The following is a 22,606-nucleotide window of genomic DNA, read 5'->3' as shown; positions in this document are numbered from 1 at the left end:
ACGTCATTAAAGTCGTAGCTAGGGGGGATGGGTACATACTACTTTTGTACCCGCTCATCGTTACCGAGAAATAAGTAACAGGCAGTGAGTCGCTTGATTAAGCAGCCAGAAGATCCACAGTAGTACTAACGATTGTCAATAGTCCCTATTGTGGGTTTTCGATCTCCTAAGTGCGTAAAGTTGAGTCGAATACTGGCGAGCATCTTCTCAAGCTGGGGCTCAAAAGCCGAAGAAGAATAACTTATTGGCGGCAGAGTTGTATCTTTTGTTGTCATGGTGTGGATATGTTCCATAGTCAATGAATTGTTAGTCATTTCTTTAGAAAAAGAGGCAGTTTGTTACTGAGCTCTATGTAAGTAATAGAAATGCTCTAAAAAGCGCTAATTTCAAGTCTGTTTATATGGCTATGGTGCGTGAAGGATTGGTATTATTGAATGTAATAATGATAGGCATGCATGTATAAAATACGCTTTACGTGATTATTCGGGATCTAACTTGTCAAAGTGTGAAGGTAGTAATATGTGAAGCGGCGGTTCAATTACTGTTTGGTGTGGTTTTTACTCATTAACTTAAAAATGCATCATGATAAATCTTTAATCCTCCCCTTTTCATTAATGGTTTTTTGGTGCGAAAGATGTTTAATTCTTGGTGTTAGTTTTTATCAAAGAAAAAGGAGCTAAATGCTCCTTTTTAAATGTCTTAAATCAACAAGGGTGTGGCCTTTTTATGCTGCTAAGTTGCTGCGGCACATAACATAGTGTCTGGGCTCTCTCTACGTTTTACCACTTGGGTCAGGCGGAGTAGCATTAGTAATGCGGACAGTGATAGCCCTGCAATGATGCCAATCCAAAAGCCTGTTTCTCCCATTGCAGGAACAATATAATTCGTCATTCCTAAGGTAATACCAAGCGGCAAAGCGATGCCCCAGTAGGCTGTACAAGCAAGGAACATCGGGATTTTTGTATCTTTATACGCTCTTAATGCACCATTTGATGAAGTCTGGAGTGCGTCACTTATCTGATAAATAGCGGTGTAGAACAGCAGTGAAGACGCTGTTGCGCTAATGATTGGATCTGTGGTGTATAAGCGAGTGATCCATTCTGGAAACAATATAAAGAAAGCGGCTGAAATCATCGAGAGCAAGGCCGCAATAGCAATGCCGATTTTCGATCGAAACTTAGCGGTAAGCTCATCATTTTTGCCTAGTGCATGTCCAACCCGTACGGTAATACCAAATGATAGGCTCATTGGGATCATATAGGTCATGCTTGATATATTGAGGGCAATTTGTGCCGAAGCAATATTGGTGGTACCTAGACGCCCAATAAGCAGTGCGATGACCGAAAAGATACTGCCACATACGGCGATGTTTATACCGATTGGTAGCCCTAGCTTAACGAGTTTCACTATAGGCGAGAAATGCGGTGCAAAATGGCTGTAATCGATAATGTTTTTATAGTGATGATGCCTTCTAATGTATAAAAACAGTAAAATAGACATCGCCCAATAGACAATGCTTGTTGCCCAGCCACTACCAACAGCACCCAGTGCAGGCATACCGAATTTGCCATATATCAAAATATAGTTAATTGGGATATTGATAGCTAAACCAAGCAAAGAGAAAAACATCGGTGCCTTGGTGTTATTCATACCTTCACAAAAACTGTTCAAGGTATAGAACAACGCGATGCCGGGAACACCAAAAGCGAGTGCAATTAAATAATTGCTAGCGATGGGAATGACTTCGGCCGACACATTCACGAAGCTCAATATTGCTCCGCCGAAGTTCAAATAAACAATCAGTATTAAACTGCCAAATAAAGCAATCCAAGCCATCTGAAATAATTCAGATGATATTTTATCTTTATCACCAGAGCCGCGATGAAATGCAGTGATGGGCGTTAATGCCATGAGTACGCCACGTAACAATAAATTTGCAGGTACCCATAAGCTTGTTCCTAGAGCGATAGCGGCTAAGTCAGAAGGGCTCACTTGCCCTGCCATTGTTGTATCGACAAAGCCCATGCCTTGTGTGGCAAGTTGAGTAATAATAATAGGAATAGAAAGGCGTAAAAGTGCTTTCGATTCAAGTAGTAAACGAATTAAGGAGGTGTTGTTATAAGTCATATTCTTTGAACACCTATATGAATACCAGAATGGAGGCAGGATAGCGAGTTTGGTATTTATAGGGTGTGCCCACAGGGCTGCGCAAGGATATAGAAGTTAAAGTGTCAATTCAACGCGGAATAGATGTTATTTATTATCTATTACAAAAAAAGACAGGTAGTGAAGGAGGACGTCTTAGGGGATAGCAGATAAGACTCTACGCGAGACGCTTTGAGTAGCCCGAGAATATGCACTCGGGCTAATAGCGCTTGTTACTTATAGCGTTAAATTAACGTCGATTCTATTCGTTCGGCTTTGTGCCAACGCTTTGTGAGTATGTTTGGTTGTAGTACTCGTCCAACTTAACAGGGCAGAATGTCGCTTCTAGTATGAATGCGCCTAGAATTTAAATCAGCCGATTTTCAGCTCTTCCTGAACTATTTTGACAAAGAATGAAGCGCCAACAGGGATAATCTCATCATTAAAGTCGTAGCTAGGGTTATGGACACATACGCCACCTTTGTCGCCATGTGCACCGTTACCAAGTAATAAGTAACAGGCGGGTACATGCTGTGCCATGAAAGAAAAGTCTTCGCTGCCCGATAGCGGCGTACAGTTAGGGTTGACGTTGCCTTTACCCACTACTTTCTCAGCAACCTTCGTTGCAATAGCTGTTGCTTCTGGGTGATTAACCGTCGCTGGGTAGCTCCCCGGCCTGACGTTAAAGCTGGCTTCGGCGCCATGGGCAAGTGCGGTGTGTTCAACAATGGATTTCAATCGCTCGATACACTGTGTTCGAACCTGATCATCAAAGGCACGTAGGCAGCCTTTCATCTCAGCCGTTGCAGGTATGACATTGAAGGTGCCATTACCTGCGTGCAAATCAGTGAACGAAAGAACGGCTGAGTCGAGAGAAGAAGTGTTACGGCTGATTATTGTCTGGGCCGATAGAACGATTTGACTCATGATCACGGATGGATCTATGGCTGATTCTGGCATTGCCCCATGCCCACCTTTACCCGTGATCGTAATTTCGAAGCGATCAGAGCTTGCCAGAATCGCCCCTTCCTTGAGCCAAAATTCGCCTTGGGGAATACCTGGCATATTATGCATGCCATAGATCCGTTGGCACGGAAAGCGCTTGAATAGCCCTTCGTCGACCATGACTTTGGCGCCACCTAAGCCTTCTTCTGCTGGCTGGAATATAAAATACACTGTGCCGGAAAATTCACGCCTTTGGGCGAGATACCACGCTGTTGCTAGCAACATTGTGGTGTGCCCATCGTGTCCACAGCCGTGCATTTTTCCGTCATGAACTGAAGCGTGATCAAATTGATTATGCTCATTCATGGCTAAGGCATCCATGTCGGCTCTAAGACCGATAGCGATCTCGGAGTCATAACTGCCGTTCAATACACCAACGACACCTGTTGAAGCAATACCTGTGTGAACCTCATCGAACCCCCATTCGGTTAGTTTGTTGGCAATGAAGGCCGCAGTTCGGTTTTCCTCAAAGCCAAGCTCTGGATGTTGATGAATGTCTCTGCGCCATAGCGTAAAGATCTCGTTGTTCTGTTGTATTGCTTCTATCATTTCGCTTCCTAGTATAATAGTTTGTTATGGTTGGTGAGCATCCTTTGAATTGATTTCACTTTAATATAGGTGGCTTTCGGAGGGATAATGACTTGTTATTATAAAGCTATAAGGAAATGTTATGGCATATCGTGGTTTTACCGACAGCCAAATTGAAGCTTTCACTTGGGTAATGAAAACCAGAAGTGCCACTGAGGCTGCTGAAAAAATGCTAATTTCACAACCGGCAGTGAGTCGCTTGATTAAGCAGTTGGAAGAGCGGTTAGGTTTTAACCTGTTTGAAAGGGTTAATAACCGTTTGTTACCCACACGGCATGGTACGTTGTTTTATAACGAAGTAGAGCGTGTATATGTCGGTTTGAATCATTTAAAGCTATTTGCAGATAAGATCAAAGGCACTGCTGCCGGGCAACTGCGTATTGTCAGTATGCCTTCTTTTGCGACGAGCACGTTACCAATGGCGGCAACCTTGCTGGCAGAGCAATACCCTGATTTGGAAATGAGTTTGTATTCTTACCGCTCAGATCAAATACTGACGGATATGGCGGCTGAACGGTTTGATTTTGCGATTACCTCATCAACACAGCAGGATGCCCGCTATCGAAGCTATTTTTATTCCATACCCGGGGTGTGTATTTTGCCAAAGCATCACCCCTTGTCTGAAAAGCCAATGATCAGTCTACAAGACTTGAAAGGTGAGACCTTAATAGTTGGCGAGCCAGAAGAGAGTATCAGGGCTGTTATCATTAGTCGTTTGAATGAAATAAAGATAAAGCCTGAAAAAATCTGGACGGTATCATTAAGTGATATTGCGGTAAGGCTTGTAGCTGGTGGTACAGGTATTTCGGTGCTTAATGCCGTGTCGGCAATGGATGCTCAACAGCAATTGGATATAGTTGTCAGGCCCCTTGAGGAGCCGATTGAATTTAAATTACAGATTATTTTGCCATTAGAAAAGAATATGGATCCGACAACACTGCAATTAGCGTTGGAATTAAAGCGCATTGTTGAGCAAAAAATTAATCAGTGTGAGAGTCAGCTTATTATTGCCAATTAGGCGCATAAACAAGCTGCTATTTAATCTGAAATAGCAGCAAAATATTTTTAATCAATACTCGAATTAGTCGCTATAGTTGGTCAAAAATTTTATCGCAAGCCTCAATTAAATACTCTGCAAGTAACTTTGTTTGACTCGACTTTTGTTGCCCTACATGAAGTAACAACTCTAAGGCGGGTACGTCAGGCAAGCCATCTTTCAATCCTAAAATACAATGCTGCTTACTGACTAACCGCTTTGGTAACAACGAGATACCTAGCCCAGCTTCCACTGCACAGCCTACGCCAGATAAGCTGGTGGTGATATATGACATCCTCCAGTGTCTTTCTAGTGAATCAAAAGTATGGGCCATTTCACTGCGGTACAATCCTGTACTGGGTAAGCCGACTAGCGGTACGGTTGTTTTTCTAAGATTATTACTCTGTATCCCATCAATCCAACAAAGAGGTTCGAGCCAATTTGCGTGGCCTTGTGCGGTGCCTATACGGTGTTTTACCAGTGCGAGGTCTAGATCATTGTTTTGAAATTGAGTCCAAATGTCACTACAGAGGCCGCTGTTAACTTCAAGGCGAACATCTGGGAAGGCTTTTGCAAAACGAGTTAAGGTTGGCATTAGTTCATTTGTCGCAAAGTCTTCTGGTACGCCAAGTCTAATCGGTCGCTGTTCAGTGACGATTGCAGTTTGTGCTATTGCATCTTCCATTATGTTCAAAATACGCCGGGCATAAGCGACAAAGCGTTCACCTTCCACCGTTACTGTGGTGAAGCGCTTATTTCGTATTAATAACTCGCACCCCAATTGCGCTTCCAGTTTGCGGATTTGTTGGCTAATGGTTGATTGAGTTAGGTGCGTACTTTCAGCGGCTCGGGTAAAGCTACCGGTATCAACCACTGCAATTAAACTGCGCAATAATACGGGATCTAACGTGTGCTGCATGCTTTACCTGCTTAACTAGTGGTATATCCACTGATAATAATTAAATCATTTAAATTATCAATTGTTAATTTTTTGTGTATGGTATGTGTATGGTTCCAGTTACGGTTAAGTAGCTAAGGATTAGTGTTTAATAATAAATAAAAGAATCAACTCTCTTGTATGAAGGACAACAAGATATGACCCAGAAACGTCAGTACTATTCACCGCAAGGTGGCCTTCCTCCACAAACACAATTATTGTCAGATCGCGCTGTATTAACTGAAGCTTATGCAGTTATCCCTAAACGTGTAATGACGGATATTGTGACCAGTTTTTTGCCTTTTTGGGAAAACATGCGCATGTGGGTAATCGCCCGCCCATTAAGTGGATTCTCTGAAACATTTTCACAATACATTGTCGAAATAGATCCAAATGGTGGCTCTAATCGTCCGGRATTAGACTCTGCAGCAGAGGGCGTTCTGTTTGTTGTTGCGGGTGAAATGGATATTACTATTGAGGGTGAACCGCACCATATGACAGAGGGAGGCTATGCCTTTTTGCCTCCGGGTTGTGATTGGACGGTACATAACAACAGCGATCAGCCTGTACGTTTTCACTGGGTTCGCAAAGCTTACCAATTTGTAGATGGTTTAGCAGTGCCAGAAGCATTTGTAACCAATGAGAATGATCTTGATCCCATTGAGATGCCTGATACCGATGGTGGGTGGGCGACGACACGCTTCGTTAACCCAGAAGACATGCGTCATGACATGCATGTCAATATCGTGACTTTCCAGCCGGGATCGGTTATTCCATTTGATGAAACTCATGTAATGGAGCATGGCTTGTATGTCTTGCAAGGCAAAGCGGTGTATCACTTAAACCAAGATTGGGTTGAAGTCGAAGCGGGTGATTTTATGTGGTTACGTGCCTTCTGCCCGCAGTCTTGTTATGCCGGGGGCCCTGGCCCATTCCGCTACCTACTTTATAAAGATGTAAATCGCCACATGCCATTTATCCGCCCGAAGAATTAATATCTTATTTTGGTAACTGGTTTAATCCGATACCTGTTCACGATTCATGGGTATCGGTTTTCTTCGTGAGTACAATCGGATTGATTTTTTTCTGTACAAACTTCCAATAAGCTGCGTAAAGCCTTAATTCAAGGTGTAATAACACACTTTCCCCGCAAGGTACCTCGCTTAAACTTACTCTATCAAAGCAAGTATTCACGTCAGGAGAAATAATGACGTGGTTGCTCATCATTCGAAGTTAAGAGAGGAAGGTATGTCGTTCATAGAAGGCCAGTTGACACATTATTTAAACCCAAATGCACAGCGTAAAAATTGTTATTCGGATGAGCAGAAAGCCATTTTAAATGTAGAAAATGCAGCCCAAGCGATAGCTGATATTAAATTATGGCCTGAATACAAGGTAACACCACTACATTCATTAACGCAGCTTGCAACTGCTTCTGGCTTAGCGCATATATGGTACAAAGATGAGTCTAGTCGCTTTGGACTAAAAAGCTTTAAAGCGTTAGGTGGCGCTTATGCAGTGGCAAAACAACTGCAGCAGGTTATGCAAAAACGGTACGGACAAAAGCCCACAATTACCGATTTATTGGCAGGGAAGTGGCAAGCGGAAGTGGCCGAAATTGTGGTGAGTTGCGCCACCGATGGTAACCACGGACGTTCTGTCGCATGGGGTTCGCAAATGTTTGGTTGTGGCTGTGTTATTTACATCCACCGCGATGTCTCTGAAGGTAGGAAACAAGCGATGGAGGCTTTCGGCGCTAACGTCATTCGTATTAGTGGTAATTATGACGAGTCAGTTAAAATGGCTGATAGTGAGGCGAAGGCCTATGATCGTGTCATTGTTTCAGATACCTCTTATGAAGGGTATATGGACGTTCCGAAGGATGTCGCGTTAGGTTATACCGCAATGATTGCTGAAATTGTTGAGCAGCTTGACGGTGAAATTCCAACTCATGTATTTGTGCAAGGAGGGGTAGGAGGCCTAGCATCTGCAGTATGCGGTTACTTTTGGGAGCTTTGGGGCGAAGACCGTCCACGATTTGTGATTGTAGAGCCAGAAAAAGCTAATTGTTTGCAGCAAAGTGCTCAGGCGGGAAAACCTGTTGTCGTTCATGGTGATTTAGAAACGTTAATGGCAGGCTTGGCTTGTGGTGAAGTGTCGGCGCTAGCGTGGACAATTTTGGAAAGTGGCGTAGATGATTTTATGACCCTGAGCGAAGATGCTATACCACAAACAATGCGTCTATTAGCTGAAGGGTTTCAAGGTGATCCTATGATAGAGGCTGGAGAGTCGGCTGTTCCTGGCTTGGCTGCTGCAGTCATTAGCCGTTCACAAGAGCAGGTCTCACAGCAACTTGGTTTGAATTCCCAAAGCCGTGTTTTAGTGATTGGAACTGAAGGTGCGACAGACCCAGTTTTATATCAAGAGCTAATCGGTAAATGATACTCTATTTCAGATAATGACAAAAAGCATTACTTAGTAAAGGTGGAGAGTTCACCTTTACTTAAGTGGCGCGTAACAATGTTTTTCTGTTGCTTAGTTTAAGGTGATCAATTCATGACAGTTATCGCGGCTAGCACTCTGTATCTTCATCAATAATTGGAACTGTTAAGCCAACTTTGACAGGATCCATAACGACGTTAGTTTGAAAGCTTTTTATATTGGCATTATCAAAGAACGACTCTCGCGTGAACCTATCATAATCCTCCATATCAATAGCTGTCACAATTAAGATAAAGTCCGAACTGCCTGTGACGTAGTAGCACTGTTGTACTGAGCGATTAGCATTCATTTCTTTTTTGAAATTATGCATTAAATCGACCCGCTCACGTTCAAGCGATACCTGCACAACAAATGTCATGGCATGCCCAACAGCTTTAGGGTTAACGACTGAAACATCGGCTTGAATGATATTTTGAGCTCGCAAACGCTTTAATCTACGCTGCACAGCTGCTGGAGATAAGCCTACTTGCTCTGCTATTTGGTCTGAGGTTGTGCGATTTGAGGTTTGTACGATGCTGAGTATTTTACGGTCAAAATTATCGACGGTTAAGTTTACTTTTGCCATATGAATGCTGTCCTTTCCTTATAATCTTTTAGTTGTAAAACACTATATCCCACAAAAAACGAAGAACTTCCGCATTATATGCGTAGTTCTCTATAAGTTTCCGCATTATACATGTGATTTTGTGTAAATTCCCGCAATACGCTCAAGGCATTATTGTCCTTTTTAATGCTGGTTTTAATGTCAGTACTGCTTTTTGTCATCAAACGCCTATAGAAAAATAGTCGATTGGTTTGCAGTGAATATTACTTTTGGGTGTTTATTGTAAAAGTAATATAAAACGTGGATTAATTAGCCTACTTTGGCCGTATTATTAATGAATCAGATTGAATTGTAATTCCTGCTATTAATTATTCTATTTATATGGGATGTTTTGTCATTAAACATATTTAGGGATAAATCATGATAGGGAAAATCATTCAATTATTTCCGCTATGGGCGGTAGTCTTTTCGGTATTGGCATTTCTACAGCCAACATTATTTGTTGATCTTAAAACACAGATAGTACCTTTGCTTACCATTATTATGCTGTCTATGGGGATAAGCTTGTCTCCAAAAGACTTTGCGAATGTACTAAAGCATAAAGCGGCTGTTGGCGTCGGCGTGTTCTTACAGTTTTTGATCATGCCATTGGCAGCATTGTTGGTCAGTTTCATTTTGGGCTTTAATACCGAAATGACGGTTGGTATGGTACTTGTTGGTAGTGTTGCTGGTGGAACATCATCAAATGTGATGGCTTTTCTGGCGAAGGGGAACGTTGCGCTATCTATTTCAATGACAGCGGTTTCTACGTTATTAGGGGTGGTTTTAACCCCTTTCTTAGTCGAGTTACTAGTAGGCGAAAGTGTAGATGTACCTGTTAGCGCGATGCTAATTAGCCTTGTGAAAATTGTATTATTTCCTGTCGCTATCGGGGTATTAATTAACACGGTGGCACGTAAGCATATTGATAAGGTTAGTGACGTATTGCCACTTATCTCAATGGCGGCAATTGTAATGGTTATTGCGATTGTAGTTGCCTTGAATGCCAATAACTTAAGTACGTTAGGGCCAATTATTGCGCTTGCTGTTATTTTGCATAATAGTTTGGGGCTAGTGGCTGGTTATTATAGTTGCCGTGCACTTGGCTTTAGTGAGCCTGTGTGCCGTACGGTAGCCTTTGAAGTTGGGTTGCAAAATTCGGGACTAGCCACCGCGCTTGCGATGAAGTTCTTTACGCCAGCTGCAGCAATACCCGGCACCATTTTTTCGATTTGGCATAATATTTCGGGTTCTGTATTAGCAGGGATCTGGGCAAAGCGAAAGGGAAAGAAGCAGAGTAAAGCAATAGCCTCATAACGGTTGTTCTTGTTTAATAAAGAAAAGGAGCGCACTGCGCTCCTTTTTCATGATGGTAGTGTTGACACTGAGAGCATTACTGCTGAGTGTTTTTTCCTTTGGTGTAGAGATATTGTTGGTCGCTACTGACGACAATATCGTGCTTAAGGAAATTCTCACCAAGTATCATGCTGTATTCGAAACGGCTACGGTCACGTAAGTTAACGGCTACTTCTTTATCGATTTCGCCTAATTTGACTCGCATATTCACCACCAAGCGAACTTGCGACTTTTCTCCTGCGCGCGCTTTGATACGCATCTCGTCAATCACTTCGCGAGTAAACTCTTGTTTGTTGCCTTGAGCATTTTCATAAGTAAATGAGACCCACTTTTTACCTTCTTTATCGAAGGTTTTGATATCAGTGGCGTGCATTGAGCTGACATCTGCACCGGTATCTAATTTCGCAGGGAACGTCATGCCTTCAAGCGTAACCGTCTCAATATATCCAGCAGTTGTTGGAGCTTGTTTATCGAGTAAATGCGTTGAACGTGTATTTACAAATAATGAGCCGTGTACCAAACTTGGGCTCACTTCAAATACAGACACATCGCCATCAAGGTGTGGTGTGGCTTCAAGCGCGATGTCCTTTAATAAAAGTGATGAAGGAAGCTTGATTTCAGAGCCGACAACAGTGCGAACGGTTTGCCCCACTCGAACTTTAGTTTTTATTGGCTTTTCATAGCTACGACGCTGGCCATTCGCATCAATCACGTTATATTGCGCCATTCGTCCATAGTCTGTTTTTTGCTCATTGATGTATGGAATATTCAATACTGGTGTTTTGATAATACCAGAGGGCTTGGCTTTGACTGTTGCGCCATCAATACGGAGGGTCTCTTCAGCACTCATCATTAGTGAGGTTTCATCAGCAATAACCGAGTCTAGCGTGCTTAATGGTTTATTACTAAGGTAGGTATCGCTAAGGTTTATGACAAAGTATTTATTTAATGCTTCTGTACCTAAGCGTAATTGGCTGCTCTTTTTAGAACGATCACGTAAATAGGCAAGAATATAGCCATTAAAGCGGTCTTCTTTGTTTTCTGCTGAGCCAATCTGGACGGGTAAATATACCAATGGTCGGCTGGCACTTTTGAACTTGAGCATCTTGACCAGTGGTAAGGTCATTTTTTTTTTCTTTTTATCATTACCTACTGTCGTAAAAGTAACACGCTGCTTTTTTTCATCAACTTGAATGTTGGCTGCATGGAAAATGCTATAGCGATTTTGTAGCGAGTAGCTGGTTTCCATTGTTAAGCCGTTAACGGTTGCTCGTTCTTTTCGACCAATAACTTTGGCACCTTGTTGTTCTTGTAGGTAATTAAACCCAGCATCAACCCAAGCGGTATCTCTTAAAAATGTCTTACCAATCAAAATTGGATACGAAAAGCGACTACGATCAGCAAGGTTAACTTCTGTACGAACAGTACTACCTGCGATATCCAAATTTATTTCAACGACAGGGCGGGCTAGATGCCCATCTGCGCTACGCGTTTTGATCATGGCTAGACGAAAAAGCGGCTTGGTTAGCCGAACTGCCTCGCCTGAGTATGGATTCGTGATATCAAAACTGACCATGATATCTGTTTTATCTTCACGGTCGCGCAACATGGTCGTATTTAATGCATCAAATTCTGTGGCGATGGCATCGAGAAGGGCATTGCCTTTCAGGCCCGCAAACACCTCATCTTTGGCGCTAATGCTTATATTGGTTGCATGGATAGACGTTGAATCTGCACCAGTATCAATTTTTGCAGGAATGCCGATACCGCTTAGTTGCTCTATTTGAGGAAAATAGACTTTTTCAGTTCGGCCAAGTACGACTTTGTTGTCAATAGTGGTACGTGATTGCCATAAAGCCTCACCTGTTAGAGGCTGCGACGGGATAGCTTGAGCAAAGCTTGGCGCGATAGCAAAGATAGAGAGACACAAGGTTGTGATTAATCGAAGTGAAGCCATATCCATCCTGTGTAAGTGATAGTAAAAAAATGTGTTATATCAAGGCATGATAATACTGATTGTAACAGCCAATAGTGGAGGATATTGTGTCAAATTCAGTGGGTATTCAGTTTACCCAGCAGTTAGTTTCCATTAAAGCATAGACAACTGCTGGGTAAAGGCTGATTTATTGAGGTAGATGAGCGATGTTATCGCCCATTTCGATTAGCTTATCGAGTATACGTTCACCGTCGGCACGCAGGCCATTATGCTCATATTCATTGGTGATCCATGCTTTACTATTAGGTATACCGCTAAGGGTTTCTAGCGAGTAAGCCATCTCGACATACATATCTTCGGCATATACGGCACAAGTGACTGGCACAGTATTGTTTGTTAAAGCTTCAACATCATAAAGGTCTACCCAATCTTGTTTCGTTGCTAGTATCTCTGCAGCCTCTTTCAGTGGTTTTAGGCAGTTGAACTGATCAAACATCCATGGGTAGACCATTTCACCGGTAAACAGGAATGGTTGGCCGCTTTGGAAGTTGAACGCAGGGTATTGCTGACGAACTCGGTGTGCAGACCATTCTGATGCCGTATTCTGGCAGTATAAAGGTTCGTGCAAAATCGCGTAAATAGGGTTGGTTTGATGGCTTTGCTCGGCCAGCATGGCATTGAGGAAGTCATAGCTCAGAGTTTCTTCACCCTCGATGCTGACAAAGGCACCTTCCAATAGGTAATACATCGGAACGTTAGCGTGACTACGGCCTAGATTGATGCCAATCATTTGGAATTGTTCAACCGTGAAACGTTGCCCATTGGGCAGGTGAACATCATTTACTTGTAAGTGCTCAGCAATTTTTTGGCATTGAGTTTGTGCTTGCGGAAACTGGGCAAAAAACGCCTTATTTTTATCAAGAACACGCTTATAAGTGGCCTGATACACATCATCGGCATGGCGAGTCAGTGAAGGGACACCGCCTGTTAAATACGCGCGTGTCAAACTTTGTGGGTAAAATGATAAATACGTCAATGAGCAGAAGCCCCCAAAGCTTTGGCCTAGAATTGACCATTGCTTAACCCCAAGCTTCTCTCGAATAGCTTCAGCATCGCGCACAATGTTATCGGCACGAAAATGGCTTAGATAATCAGCTTGTTGTTGTGCTGTCATTGGTGACAATGTTTGATGGCTTATTACTGTACTGTGGCCAGTACCGCGTTGATCAAGTAGCAGTACGCGGTATTGTTCCAAAGCCCGCTTTAACCAACCGGAGCGACTGTCTGGACGAGGAGAAGGGAAGCCCGGTCCGCCCTGAAAATAGACTAGCCACGGTAAATCGGTAGTGTCTTTGTTGAGGTCAACCACTTCACGAGCAAAAACTTGAATACTTTGTTTTTGCGGTGCTGAATAATCGAGCGGCAGCTCAAATTGGTGTTGACGAAAGATTATATCGCCATCAATAAATGTTGATTGCACGGGTTGCTCCTTTAACACATGAAAACAAGATGTTAACAATGTTTGTTTGCCATGCCTAGAGGGTTCATCGCCCTAGCACTGTAATTACTGGAATTGTTAATGTGGTGGTAAGAACAATGTTTCCAGTACGTTGGCATCGTCGAAATGGCGTTCACCAATAAAAGCGGTGGCATGATGGCCAACTTGGCGCATAGTACCCGGTGATGGAACACCAAATGGCCATAAGTACACACGCTCAAGGCGCTCACTTGCCAATAACATACCTCGCTGATCAAACAGGCTTTTATGTTGGCCTTCAGAGGTTGGTATGCTGCGAAGCGCATCATAGGGAAGCGACATCAAAACCCGAGCTGGCGTTGGATTATTCGTCCACTGAACTTGTTTTATCATATGCACACCCTGTGACAGGGTTACACTTAGTTTGCTTTCCGTTGCAGGTTTCGCCTTATGGAATACTAATGGCTTTTCAATATCGCGGCTCAACTCGGCAAATTTTAACTGAGGTTGAAGGGCAAATACCATGTGGTAACAGCCACATTGGTGAATGTTGTCGAGTATAAGTGGTTGACCTTGTTGGTCGAGGGTTAATCGCAATATGACACCATCAAATTTTCCAGCGTAGGGATCAAAGCTTGATGTTGGTGTACGGTTGGCAAACCACATACTGTAGTTCAGCTGAAGGTAAATATTGCCATGAAATTCGGTGTAGCTGTGGTTAAGGTAAACCGTTGGCGCGGTGGCATTAACCAATGGTTGTAGATTTGGACTGTATTCGACTCTACCGGGTTTATCATCAACCGATGCTGATTCAATTGTCATGACAGGTGCATAGTGATTAAACAACCTTGAAATTTGCTGATTAGTCAGCTGAGGCCATTGGCTGTCTGAACGTTGTCGTGCACTGGAAAACCACCTTTTAATCTGAGTGTTAGTTAGCGAGGGGCTTTTTTCCATGGCATAGCTAATCGTATAGCCTTCACTTTCGTGGCCAAAATCAGTCAGGATTCGTTTTTGTTCAGCTTCAATAGCCGGCTTTGCCACTTGCTTACTGAGTGGGTAAACACCAAAAAAGCGTAACCAAGGTTCATAGCTTGAGGCAATAACGGGTGGTTGTTTCTTAATGTTTTGCCAAAATGGCGTATCAAACCGTGAATGGTTTGTCAGTTTATCGGCGCAATAATCAAGGGATGCTAAGTCAAAGTGTTGCTTATTAATCAAGTTCTGATATTCAGCATGACGTTGTGATTTGGCTTGTGCTGAGGTGTAGTTCAGCCATTGTTGCTGATCCTGACGAGTGTTTAGCTTAACAAGCTGAGCCTGACTAAAGCGGTTGAAAGCTAGGTGCGGATAGCGGTTGTCCCACACGACTTGTGCATCTTGTACTCCCTGGCGTTTCACTTCAGATTTAAAGCTGGTTAGTTGGGCGACACAGCTATCAAGTGACGTTGGGTAGTTAACGCTTGTCGTGACTACGTTATTGGCACAGGCTGCCAACATTATTACGGTGAAAAATATAATAATGTGGCGCATAGATCCTCACTGGTGACTTCGTTGTTGTCGTTTATTACGGGCGATGTATGTAAACATTGTATGCTAGCAGGTTTACCCAGTATATGTAGATTGATACGGAGAGGATAACTATTAACCGAACTTTACCCAGAAATGACAAAGTCGTTAGAATTATTGAAGTTATCTTAAATTTATAAGTGATAGAAAGGGCTGCTAGACAGCCCTTTGGGCTTTTAACGTTGTTTCAGCACGTAATCAAGTGCACCAGTAATCGCAGCAACTTGTGCAACATTGCATTCTTCGTCGGTGACTTTATCGCTATCTGGGTAAACCTCAGTGGTCGTACCGTAGGTGCAATCAGACAAGCCATTACAAAGGCTTAATTCTTTTAGTGGGTAGTTGATCACGCCTTCTTGAGTAATCGGTGAACCGATGATCTTGCCGTTAGCATCTGGCGGGGCAATATGGGTCACTTTACGAACCGAATCGATAATGGCTTTCTGTAGTTCAGGTTGTGGGTTTTCAGTATCGCCCACGGTGTAGAAACCATCAGGGATCATCTCTTCAAAATGATCTAGACCATCACGTGCCGCGCGAGCACGGCGGAATTCAGTTTCATCAGAGTCTGTGGTTTCGTGCAAGTCAACATGAACCAGGATCTCTACGCCAAGTGCTTTTACCATCGCCATAAGACTTGCAGCTTCTTCTGATGGGCTGTTTTCGAAGAACGAACGGTTAGGATCCACAGCTTGTGGGTTCCAACGGTTGATGACTTCGTAACCCCAAGGGCTAACACAAGGTGCAATTACGATATTGAAGTGCTCGGCATATTTTTCTGCATCGCCATCAGCAAAGAGTAGTGCGCCATGTACACCACTGGTTTCGTAACCATGTACACCACCGGTCACAAGCGCTGTTGGTTTGTCGTTACTCCAATTACGCGATTTAATAACCAAAAGCGGGTACTTTGTCGGGTCATAACTGAGTGCACCATATTGAGACACATCAAAACGATCGCGAAGGGCATCAATCTTTGTGACAACTTCTTCTTGGTAAGAGCGTTGAATTTTTTGTTGAGCTAGCCACTGCGCTTTTTCTTCGTTACCCCATTTTTGGCCTTCTGTACCGATAGGGTATGTATTTGATATTTCCATTATTCGCCTTGTGTAGTGTTTACTCCTGTGGCAAACAGAGTAATCTACTGTTGATTGTGAATCAAACGTATTGATATTAGGGATAAATCTGCTTCTAACCATTTTTTTGTTGATGAAACCAGGTGGCACTAGTTAAGTCTCTGTTATCTAATGACGCTATTTTTGGCTTGAGCGTGGATAAATGTTAGAAGGGGATAGGTTTTAGTTGTTTAATTTTGTAGGAATATCACGATGGCAATAAGTGTAAGTTGGGTAGAGGACTGCCAGTTTAATGTTGTGACTGAAGATAAATTTGAATTCACCGTTGATGCTGATGGTAAAAAGGCACCGTGCCCGACAGAGATCTTGTTATCTGCGCTGGGATCATGCAGTGCCACAGATGTAGTGATGGGTCTACAGGAACAAGGTGTAGTATTGAAACATCTTGAGAATAAGCTGACGTATACACTGACAGAAAGCTCTCCACGATTATATGAAAGCGTTAACCTGCATTTTATTGTTGAAGCTGAAAATGTAACTGAGGCGCAGGTATCGGCAGCCGCAAAAAATGCGTTAGAGAAATATTGCCATGTCTGTTTGATGCTGCAACCTAAAATCACCGTGACGCACACGGTTGCAATTGTCGGGCGTTAATTATCTTTAATTGCTTCAGACCATACCGCAAATTCGTTGCCGCTGGGTTCTTTGAAGTGGAAGCGGCATCCGCCGGGAAAATCAAAAAGAGGACGAACAATTTCACCACCATTGTTAATGATTCTCTCTAATGTCGATTCGATATTCGGGCTGTAAAAGACCAATAATGCAGCCCCATTTGCTGTTTGAGAACACATATCAGCCTTGAAAAAACCACCATCTAAACCCTGATTGGAAAAAGCGGTGTAATCTGGGCCGTAGTCCGTAAACTCCCAGTTAAAGACGTTGGTAAAAAAAGACTTAGTTGCGATTAAGTTACTTGCGGCGAATTCAACATAGTTCAGCTTTTCATCTCTGCTCATGCCTATGACTCACTTCACTTGATGGGGGGAAGGTTAGGTTTACTCTAACAGTATCAGTATCAGTATCAGTATCAATAAGAGGGCTTTCCACCCTCACTTCATTTTATATGAGGGTGGGGCAGAATTGGATAAAGTCGGTCGGTCAGTGACGGATTTTTGCGAGTGACGAGCTTATTTGAGTGAATGCTCCGAGACGAAGATAGAGGGTACATTGGGAATACCTTCTTTTGCTGCCATTGCCGAGAGCGCGACTTCTGAAGCAAGGCGTACATGCTCAATACAGGCATGATGAGCTGCAGCACAATCACGCTTTATAATTGCATCAACAATGGCACTCATTTCTTCGATGCTCTGCATGTAGCGATTTTCTTGTGAGATAGACGTTGCACGCAGTAGATTTATGCGAGCTTGCTGTTGACGTAATAACTTCGCAGCAGTTTGGTTTCCGCAACCTTCATACAGTAGCTCGTAGAAGTCATTCACACTGTCGAGAATATTCGCAACATTTCCTTGAGTTAAACGACGAGTAAGTAAATGCAGTGTGGTTTCAAGCATTTGTAATTGTTTGTCAGTTGCATTGAGCGTGTACAGTTGCACGATTAAACTTTCTAAACTTGCCCGAAGTTCATAAATCTCTTTCGCAGTTTCAAGTGTCAAACGAGTTACAATTGGTCCTTTGTTTTCAAGATAATCAACCAGCCCTTCTGATTCTAAATGCCGTAATGCTTCACGAACAGAAGTGCGGCTCACGCCTAGCATGTCGCAGAGATCTCGCTCAACTAATCGATCGCCCGGCATTAGCTGGAAGTTCGTGATAGCGGTTCTGAGGGTTACTAGCACTTTCTCTCGTAAAGGAATGCGGCTATTGTCAATCTTGGTTATTTGCGAAGGTTGCCTGATCATGCTGTATTCTCACTACTGTTGAGCATTCCATTAGCAAACTGCTGGGAAGCTGAGTAAACCATTGCCTTTTTGTGTATTGCTTTGATTATACGTTGTTCTACACTGGCGATTATAAGTGATTGTTAATGCTTATGTTGATTTATTTTCTATCGACATTTAGCTCGTGGAGAGGTCATTTCGACCCGTTTTCGGAAGGTAAGGTTAAATGCGGCTTTAAACTAAGCACCTTCCACTATAGCCACTTCTGCTGTTGCGACGCCTTTGCGCTGAGCCGCTGCTTGTTGATAAGCATCAGAATGATAACACTCAAGAGCTGCATCAAACGACGGAAATTCAATGACGACATGGCGCTGACGCTCTTCGCCTTCTAATTGTTGGTAACGGCCACCACGAGCAAGTAATTTACCGTCATATGCGGCGATAGCTTGAGGGGCTAGTGCGGTATAGCGTTGGTATTGTTCTGCGTCATGCACGGTGACATGCGCAAGCCAGTATCCTTTCATGGTGTACTCCTATTTGACTAGGTGGGTATACATTCTTGAGGTATACAAAGAGAAAAAGGCCCCACGCGAATGGGGCAAGCTAGGAAAGCGAGATTGTTACAAGTGCAGTAGTTATGAATGCTATCTTCAGTTAAATTTAGGCATTACTTTGTCAATGAACAGCTGCAGAGACTTTTTCTTTTCTTCAAAACTTAGGTTGTTATCAGCCCAGTAACTGTATTGGCTGATACCTAATGTTTCGTAGTACTTCAAGCGAGCAACCATTTCATCTGGTGTGCCGATAGCAAGATTGTTGCGCAGTACTTCTTTGCTGAAGCTTTCGCCTAAGTCTTCACTGCTTAAGTGTTTTACAAAGCCATCTTTAGGCGTTTGGTTGTTACGCGCCCATGCCATGAACATGGAATACCAGCGGTGCAGGGCATCGGTACCCGCCGTCAAATCTTGTTCGTTTTCACCCACGAACGTATGGCGGAGTAACATGATGTCAGGGCGTTCAACCTGAGGGTTATTTGCACAAGCATCGTTGAATTTGTTCATTAAGTCTTGGACTTCTTCATCATCTTTTTGCAGTGGTGTCACCATCACGTTACAGCCATTGCTGATAGCAAAGTTGTGCGAGTCAGGATCGCGTGCTGCAACCCACATTGGTGGGTGTGGTTGCTGTATAGGCTTTGGTACGCTGGTGGTGGTTGGGAACTGGAATAATTCACCGTCATGGGCATAATCGCCAGTCCATAGCTTTTGCAGTGCAGGCACCATCTCGCGGAGGTATTTGCCACCATCTGCCGCAGGCATACCATTCATTAAACGGTCAAACTCGGCTTGGTAAGCACCACGGGCAATACCAAATTCCAAACGGCCATCACACATGATATCTGCTAGTGCTGCCTCTCCTGCTAATTTCACCGGGTGCCAGAATGGGGCAATAAAGGTGCCAGCGCCTAGGCGAATGGTGCTGGTTTTATTGGCAAGGTAGGTAATGTAATTAATTGGGTTTGGCGCAATGGTAAATTCCATTCCATGGTGTTCACCAACCCAAGCCATTTCAAAACCACCTTTTTCGGCAATTTGTACTAATTCGGTGAGCTCTGCCAATGACTCTTGGTGAGTCTTATTGTCATCGTAGCGTTCCATGTGTAGGAAAAGAGAGAATTTCATAGCAGTGTCCTTTCTGAGATGTTTTGTAAGAGGCTGGCAAGCAGCCTCATTCTTTTCTATTTATTGTCTGCAATATCTTATTTCGATAACGCAGATGCGGGCTCTAACGATTCTGTTTCATTTCTGACTAATGGTTGCGGTGACTCTTGATACTCCGTACCAGCGTACAGATCTTTCATAAAGCAATAAGCCATCACAATTAACACCATCGAGAATGGTAGTGCTGCGGCGATAGAGGCTGCTTGTAAGCCTTCAAGGCCTCCGGCCATTAGTAGAATTCCCGCTACTAGGCCAAGCCCAGCACCCCAAACAACGCGCATCTTAATCGGTGGGTGGTTGCCACCCATTGACAATATGGTACAGATAACCAGCGTGGCTGAATCAGCAGATGTCACAAACCAAGAAATAATCATGATTGTTGCAAGTGCAGCCATTGGCCATGTTAGCCAGTGAACATTCAGCGCTTCGATTGTGCTGTAAAGCACCATTGTTAGGTTTTCATTTACAACGGATGTCAGGTCGCTTGCGGTGTATAGCTCAAGGTAAGTCGCGGTACCACCCATGATGGTGATCCAAGTAAATGCACCGAGTGTACTTGCTAGAATCCCACCGAGCATGAGTTCACGAATCGTACGTCCTTTCGAGATACGTGCGATAAAAATACCAACATACGGACCCCAGCTTAACCACCAAGCCCAATAGAATACTGTCCACCAACCTTGCCACTGACGCTCAGGCTGCGGGTCAACCCAAAGAGACATACCGATGAAGTTGGCAAGGTAATCACCCATATTGGTGAAGAAAGTACTGAATAGATAAACCGTTGGTCCAGCAATTAAGAAGAAGCCGAACAAGACGCAACTAATTCTTACGTTCCATTGACTCAGGAACTTGATGCCTTTTTGCAGCCCTGATACGGCGGAGAAGGTAGCAATCGAGCCAACAACGACAATCAGGATTAATTGGTTAACAGAGTTTATTTCAATACCAAAGAGGTAATTAAGCCCGGCATTCATTTGTGATACGCCAAGACCAAGCGTCGTTGCGGTACCAAAAAGTGTACTGAAGATTGCGAGTAAATCGACCGCGTGCCCGATTGGTCCGTATATGCGATCACCCAAAATAGGGTAAAGCGCTGAACGAATGGTAAGTGGTAAGCCTTTACGGTAAGCAAAATAAGCTAAGATCAAACCAACAAGTACATACACACTCCAGGCATTCAAACCCCAGTGGAAAATAGTTATACGCATACCAATTTGAGCCGCTTCTGGTGTGCTAGCCGCGACATTTGCCATTTCAGCAAAAGGGTTACCTTGGATATAGGTAAGTGGTTCTGCAATACTCCAGAACATTAAACCTGTACCCACCGCGGCACTGAATAGCATCGCGAACCAAGTAAAGTTGTTGAACTCTGGTCGGTCAGAATCTTTGCCTAAGCGAACTGTCCCGAACTTACTAAATGTCACCCATACCGAGAAAACAAATATTACGGCAACAGCCCCAATGTAGTACCAGCTGAAGTTTGTCGTGATCCAATTTTTTACGCCACTGTAGACAGTATTGGCTAAGTCAATTTGTAACACTGAAAAGAGGACAAATACTGAAACCATTGCCAATGAGGCGATGGTCATGGTTTGGTTAACCCCTTGAAATATTCCTTGCTTGTTAACCATATTACGATTGGAAATCATAGCAGGATTGCTCCTTTATACACTGTATGATTGTGCCTTGGATAAACTGCAGCAGCCCTCAGACTACATTACCTTCGAACACCCCTTTTTTATGTCACCAGCACATTTCTCAGCGAATGCTGTATGTGTTTTGTTGGTATACCATAACATCATAAAAGTGGACTTCAACCATTTTGTTTAACAATGAATTAACATCAATATCAATTTAAGTTATTGTATTTTAAGTATTAATTGTTTCACTTACCGAATTTCAACAAGTTTCACTCGCGACACTAATTTAACATTTTGTGATCATTGTAGATTTTTTGATAAAAGTGCCAGTAGTGGCTTAGTATAATAAACTTAACATAACTGATTGATTTTTATTGTATTTAGTCGATTTTTGTTAAAGTTACCTCTTAATCTTTGGATTAAAACGCTTTATTTTTATACKGAAAGTTTGGTATACCATAATACAGGTTGAGCGGTGGTATTGTTTCTATCGCTACAAAACATACATGAAAGAAGGAAAACGCAATGGCTTTTAATATCCGTAAGATCTGTACCTACATTGAAGAAACGCGCATTGAAGGCGGTAAAGCTGGTGATAAGCCTGTCACTATGGCAGCAGTAGCTGTTGTTATTGAAAACCCTTGGCACGGTAAAGGATTCGTTGAAAACCTACGCCCTGAAATTACAGAGCATTGCTCAGAGCTTGGTGCTCTTATCGTCGACAAGCTTATTGGTGTTATGGGTGGTGCGGAAAATATTGAGGCTTACGGTAAAGCGGCTGTTGTGGGCATGGAAGGTGAGATTGAGCATGCGTCAGCAGTTATTCATACATTACGTTTTGGTAACCACTATCGTGAAGCGGTTGAAGCAAAAAGTTACTTAAGCTTCACAAATAAGCGTGGTGCTGGTGGTACATCAATTCAAGTACCAATGATGCATAAAGATGACGAAGGTCTTCGTTCTCACTACGTTACGCTAGAAATGAAAATTGAAGATGCGCCAGCGGCGAATGAAATTGTTGTCGTATTAGGTGCTTCTGACGGTGGACGTGTTCACCCACGTATCGGTAATCGTTATATCGATCTTGAAGAAATCGCCCAAGAGAAAGCCGCCCAACAGCAGCAATAAGGAAGC

Annotated in this window: 19 protein-coding genes; 6 read left to right on the top strand and 13 right to left on the bottom strand. The window is 43.2% G+C overall.

From position 1 onward, the window contains the following. Positions 1-732 precede the first annotated feature (732 nt). Both L4D78_RS13245 and L4D78_RS13240 read right to left on the bottom strand, forming a co-directional pair. Positions 733-2,127 carry an MATE family efflux transporter gene (locus L4D78_RS13245; RefSeq protein WP_428467360.1) on the bottom strand — a complete coding sequence of 465 codons (1,395 nt, stop codon included), beginning with the start codon at positions 2,125-2,127 and terminating at the stop codon, positions 733-735. A 390-nt stretch (positions 2,128-2,517) separates the two neighbouring features. Continuing rightward, entirely contained in the window at positions 2,518-3,699 is a 1,182-nt protein-coding gene (locus tag L4D78_RS13240; protein ID WP_428467359.1) for a M20 aminoacylase family protein, read from the bottom strand. Positions 3,700-3,820: 121 nt separating this feature from the next. Between L4D78_RS13240 and L4D78_RS13235 the strand changes: the two genes are divergently transcribed. After that, positions 3,821-4,756: a LysR substrate-binding domain-containing protein gene (locus L4D78_RS13235; protein WP_428467358.1), complete on the top strand. Its 936-nt coding sequence runs from the start codon at positions 3,821-3,823 to the stop codon at positions 4,754-4,756. A 70-nt stretch (positions 4,757-4,826) separates the two neighbouring features. Here L4D78_RS13235 and L4D78_RS13230 read toward each other — a convergent pair whose 3' ends face one another. Continuing rightward, positions 4,827-5,693, bottom strand: a complete 867-nt coding sequence (locus L4D78_RS13230; RefSeq protein ID WP_428467357.1) for a LysR family transcriptional regulator — start codon at positions 5,691-5,693, stop codon at positions 4,827-4,829. Positions 5,694-5,869: 176 nt separating this feature from the next. Here L4D78_RS13230 and L4D78_RS13225 point away from each other — a divergent pair, with 176 nt between their 5' ends. Together L4D78_RS13225 and L4D78_RS13220 are read left to right on the top strand one after the other, a co-directional pair. After that, positions 5,870-6,706 (top strand): bifunctional allantoicase/(S)-ureidoglycine aminohydrolase, encoded by an 837-nt coding sequence (locus L4D78_RS13225; RefSeq protein ID WP_428467356.1) that lies wholly within the window; start codon positions 5,870-5,872, stop codon positions 6,704-6,706. Between the two features lie 253 nt (positions 6,707-6,959). Next, positions 6,960-8,153 carry a diaminopropionate ammonia-lyase gene (locus L4D78_RS13220; RefSeq protein ID WP_428467355.1) on the top strand — a complete coding sequence of 398 codons (1,194 nt, stop codon included), beginning with the start codon at positions 6,960-6,962 and terminating at the stop codon, positions 8,151-8,153. Positions 8,154-8,283: 130 nt separating this feature from the next. Here the strand turns inward: L4D78_RS13220 and L4D78_RS13215 are convergent, their stop codons facing one another. Continuing rightward, positions 8,284-8,778, bottom strand: coding sequence for an Lrp/AsnC family transcriptional regulator (locus L4D78_RS13215; RefSeq protein ID WP_428467354.1), 495 nt, complete (start codon positions 8,776-8,778; stop codon positions 8,284-8,286). 399 nt (positions 8,779-9,177) lie between these two features. Here L4D78_RS13215 and L4D78_RS13210 point away from each other — a divergent pair, with 399 nt between their 5' ends. After that, on the top strand, positions 9,178-10,113 hold the full coding sequence (locus L4D78_RS13210; RefSeq protein ID WP_428467353.1) for a bile acid:sodium symporter family protein: 936 nt from the start codon (positions 9,178-9,180) through the stop codon (positions 10,111-10,113). A 76-nt stretch (positions 10,114-10,189) separates the two neighbouring features. Here the strand turns inward: L4D78_RS13210 and L4D78_RS13205 are convergent, their stop codons facing one another. The 4 genes from L4D78_RS13205 to L4D78_RS13190 form a co-directional block, all read right to left on the bottom strand. After that, positions 10,190-12,109 carry an ATP-dependent zinc protease family protein gene (locus L4D78_RS13205; protein WP_428467352.1) on the bottom strand — a complete coding sequence of 640 codons (1,920 nt, stop codon included), beginning with the start codon at positions 12,107-12,109 and terminating at the stop codon, positions 10,190-10,192. A 166-nt stretch (positions 12,110-12,275) separates the two neighbouring features. Beyond that, on the bottom strand, positions 12,276-13,568 hold the full coding sequence (locus L4D78_RS13200; RefSeq protein ID WP_428467351.1) for an alpha/beta fold hydrolase: 1,293 nt from the start codon (positions 13,566-13,568) through the stop codon (positions 12,276-12,278). Positions 13,569-13,664: 96 nt separating this feature from the next. After that, positions 13,665-15,098: a hypothetical protein gene (locus L4D78_RS13195; protein WP_428467350.1), complete on the bottom strand. Its 1,434-nt coding sequence runs from the start codon at positions 15,096-15,098 to the stop codon at positions 13,665-13,667. Between the two features lie 212 nt (positions 15,099-15,310). Continuing rightward, positions 15,311-16,231, bottom strand: a complete 921-nt coding sequence (locus L4D78_RS13190) for a M14 family metallopeptidase (protein WP_428467349.1) — start codon at positions 16,229-16,231, stop codon at positions 15,311-15,313. Positions 16,232-16,462: 231 nt separating this feature from the next. Here L4D78_RS13190 and L4D78_RS13185 point away from each other — a divergent pair, with 231 nt between their 5' ends. Next, a complete protein-coding gene (locus tag L4D78_RS13185; protein ID WP_428467348.1) occupies positions 16,463-16,864 on the top strand; it encodes an OsmC family protein in 402 nt (133 codons plus the stop codon). On the opposite strand, the gene L4D78_RS13180 is transcribed toward L4D78_RS13185, so the two are convergent. The 5 genes from L4D78_RS13180 to L4D78_RS13160 all read right to left on the bottom strand — a co-directional run bounded on the left by L4D78_RS13180 (position 16,861) and on the right by L4D78_RS13160 (position 21,481). After that, positions 16,861-17,226 carry a VOC family protein gene (locus tag L4D78_RS13180; protein WP_428467347.1) on the bottom strand — a complete coding sequence of 122 codons (366 nt, stop codon included), beginning with the start codon at positions 17,224-17,226 and terminating at the stop codon, positions 16,861-16,863. The genes L4D78_RS13185 and L4D78_RS13180 overlap by 4 nt on opposite strands. A 171-nt stretch (positions 17,227-17,397) precedes the next feature. Next, positions 17,398-18,129, bottom strand: a complete 732-nt coding sequence (locus L4D78_RS13175) for a GntR family transcriptional regulator (protein WP_428467346.1) — start codon at positions 18,127-18,129, stop codon at positions 17,398-17,400. Between the two features lie 218 nt (positions 18,130-18,347). Further along, positions 18,348-18,632: a DUF1330 domain-containing protein gene (locus tag L4D78_RS13170; RefSeq protein WP_428467345.1), complete on the bottom strand. Its 285-nt coding sequence runs from the start codon at positions 18,630-18,632 to the stop codon at positions 18,348-18,350. 126 nt (positions 18,633-18,758) lie between these two features. Beyond that, the gene (locus tag L4D78_RS13165; RefSeq protein WP_428467344.1) at positions 18,759-19,790 is read right to left on the bottom strand and encodes an LLM class flavin-dependent oxidoreductase; all 1,032 of its coding nucleotides are present in this window, start codon (positions 19,788-19,790) and stop codon (positions 18,759-18,761) included. Positions 19,791-19,867: 77 nt separating this feature from the next. Continuing rightward, on the bottom strand, positions 19,868-21,481 hold the full coding sequence (locus L4D78_RS13160; protein WP_428467343.1) for a BCCT family transporter: 1,614 nt from the start codon (positions 21,479-21,481) through the stop codon (positions 19,868-19,870). A 516-nt stretch (positions 21,482-21,997) separates the two neighbouring features. On the opposite strand from L4D78_RS13160, the gene L4D78_RS13155 reads away from it, so the two are divergent. Further along, positions 21,998-22,600 (top strand): amino acid synthesis family protein, encoded by a 603-nt coding sequence (locus L4D78_RS13155; protein ID WP_428460168.1) that lies wholly within the window; start codon positions 21,998-22,000, stop codon positions 22,598-22,600. The last annotated feature ends 6 nt before the right edge of the window (positions 22,601-22,606 follow it).

The organism is Photobacterium minamisatsumaniensis, from assembly GCF_050336695.1.
Lineage (GTDB): Bacteria > Pseudomonadota > Gammaproteobacteria > Enterobacterales > Vibrionaceae > Photobacterium > Photobacterium minamisatsumaniensis.
Note: the sequence above shows the minus strand (reverse complement) of the source record. Positions and strands in the feature narration are given on the sequence as shown.

What these genes read in the sequence shown, in the direction of transcription:
- L4D78_RS13245 (WP_428467360.1), bottom strand. Translation starts at nt 2,127, where the DNA reads ATGACTTATAACAACACCTCCTTAATTCGTTTACTACTTGAATCGAAA.
- L4D78_RS13240 (WP_428467359.1), bottom strand. Translation starts at nt 3,699, where the DNA reads ATGATAGAAGCAATACAACAGAACAACGAGATCTTTACGCTATGGCGC.
- L4D78_RS13235 (WP_428467358.1), top strand. Translation starts at nt 3,821, where the DNA reads ATGGCATATCGTGGTTTTACCGACAGCCAAATTGAAGCTTTCACTTGG.
- L4D78_RS13230 (WP_428467357.1), bottom strand. Translation starts at nt 5,693, where the DNA reads ATGCAGCACACGTTAGATCCCGTATTATTGCGCAGTTTAATTGCAGTG.
- L4D78_RS13220 (WP_428467355.1), top strand. Translation starts at nt 6,960, where the DNA reads ATGTCGTTCATAGAAGGCCAGTTGACACATTATTTAAACCCAAATGCA.
- L4D78_RS13215 (WP_428467354.1), bottom strand. Translation starts at nt 8,778, where the DNA reads ATGGCAAAAGTAAACTTAACCGTCGATAATTTTGACCGTAAAATACTC.
- L4D78_RS13210 (WP_428467353.1), top strand. Translation starts at nt 9,178, where the DNA reads ATGATAGGGAAAATCATTCAATTATTTCCGCTATGGGCGGTAGTCTTT.
- L4D78_RS13205 (WP_428467352.1), bottom strand. Translation starts at nt 12,109, where the DNA reads ATGGCTTCACTTCGATTAATCACAACCTTGTGTCTCTCTATCTTTGCT.
- L4D78_RS13195 (WP_428467350.1), bottom strand. Translation starts at nt 15,098, where the DNA reads ATGCGCCACATTATTATATTTTTCACCGTAATAATGTTGGCAGCCTGT.
- L4D78_RS13190 (WP_428467349.1), bottom strand. Translation starts at nt 16,231, where the DNA reads ATGGAAATATCAAATACATACCCTATCGGTACAGAAGGCCAAAAATGG.
- L4D78_RS13185 (WP_428467348.1), top strand. Translation starts at nt 16,463, where the DNA reads ATGGCAATAAGTGTAAGTTGGGTAGAGGACTGCCAGTTTAATGTTGTG.
- L4D78_RS13180 (WP_428467347.1), bottom strand. Translation starts at nt 17,226, where the DNA reads ATGAGCAGAGATGAAAAGCTGAACTATGTTGAATTCGCCGCAAGTAAC.
- L4D78_RS13175 (WP_428467346.1), bottom strand. Translation starts at nt 18,129, where the DNA reads ATGATCAGGCAACCTTCGCAAATAACCAAGATTGACAATAGCCGCATT.
- L4D78_RS13170 (WP_428467345.1), bottom strand. Translation starts at nt 18,632, where the DNA reads ATGAAAGGATACTGGCTTGCGCATGTCACCGTGCATGACGCAGAACAA.
- L4D78_RS13165 (WP_428467344.1), bottom strand. Translation starts at nt 19,790, where the DNA reads ATGAAATTCTCTCTTTTCCTACACATGGAACGCTACGATGACAATAAG.
- L4D78_RS13160 (WP_428467343.1), bottom strand. Translation starts at nt 21,481, where the DNA reads ATGATTTCCAATCGTAATATGGTTAACAAGCAAGGAATATTTCAAGGG.
- L4D78_RS13155 (WP_428460168.1), top strand. Translation starts at nt 21,998, where the DNA reads ATGGCTTTTAATATCCGTAAGATCTGTACCTACATTGAAGAAACGCGC.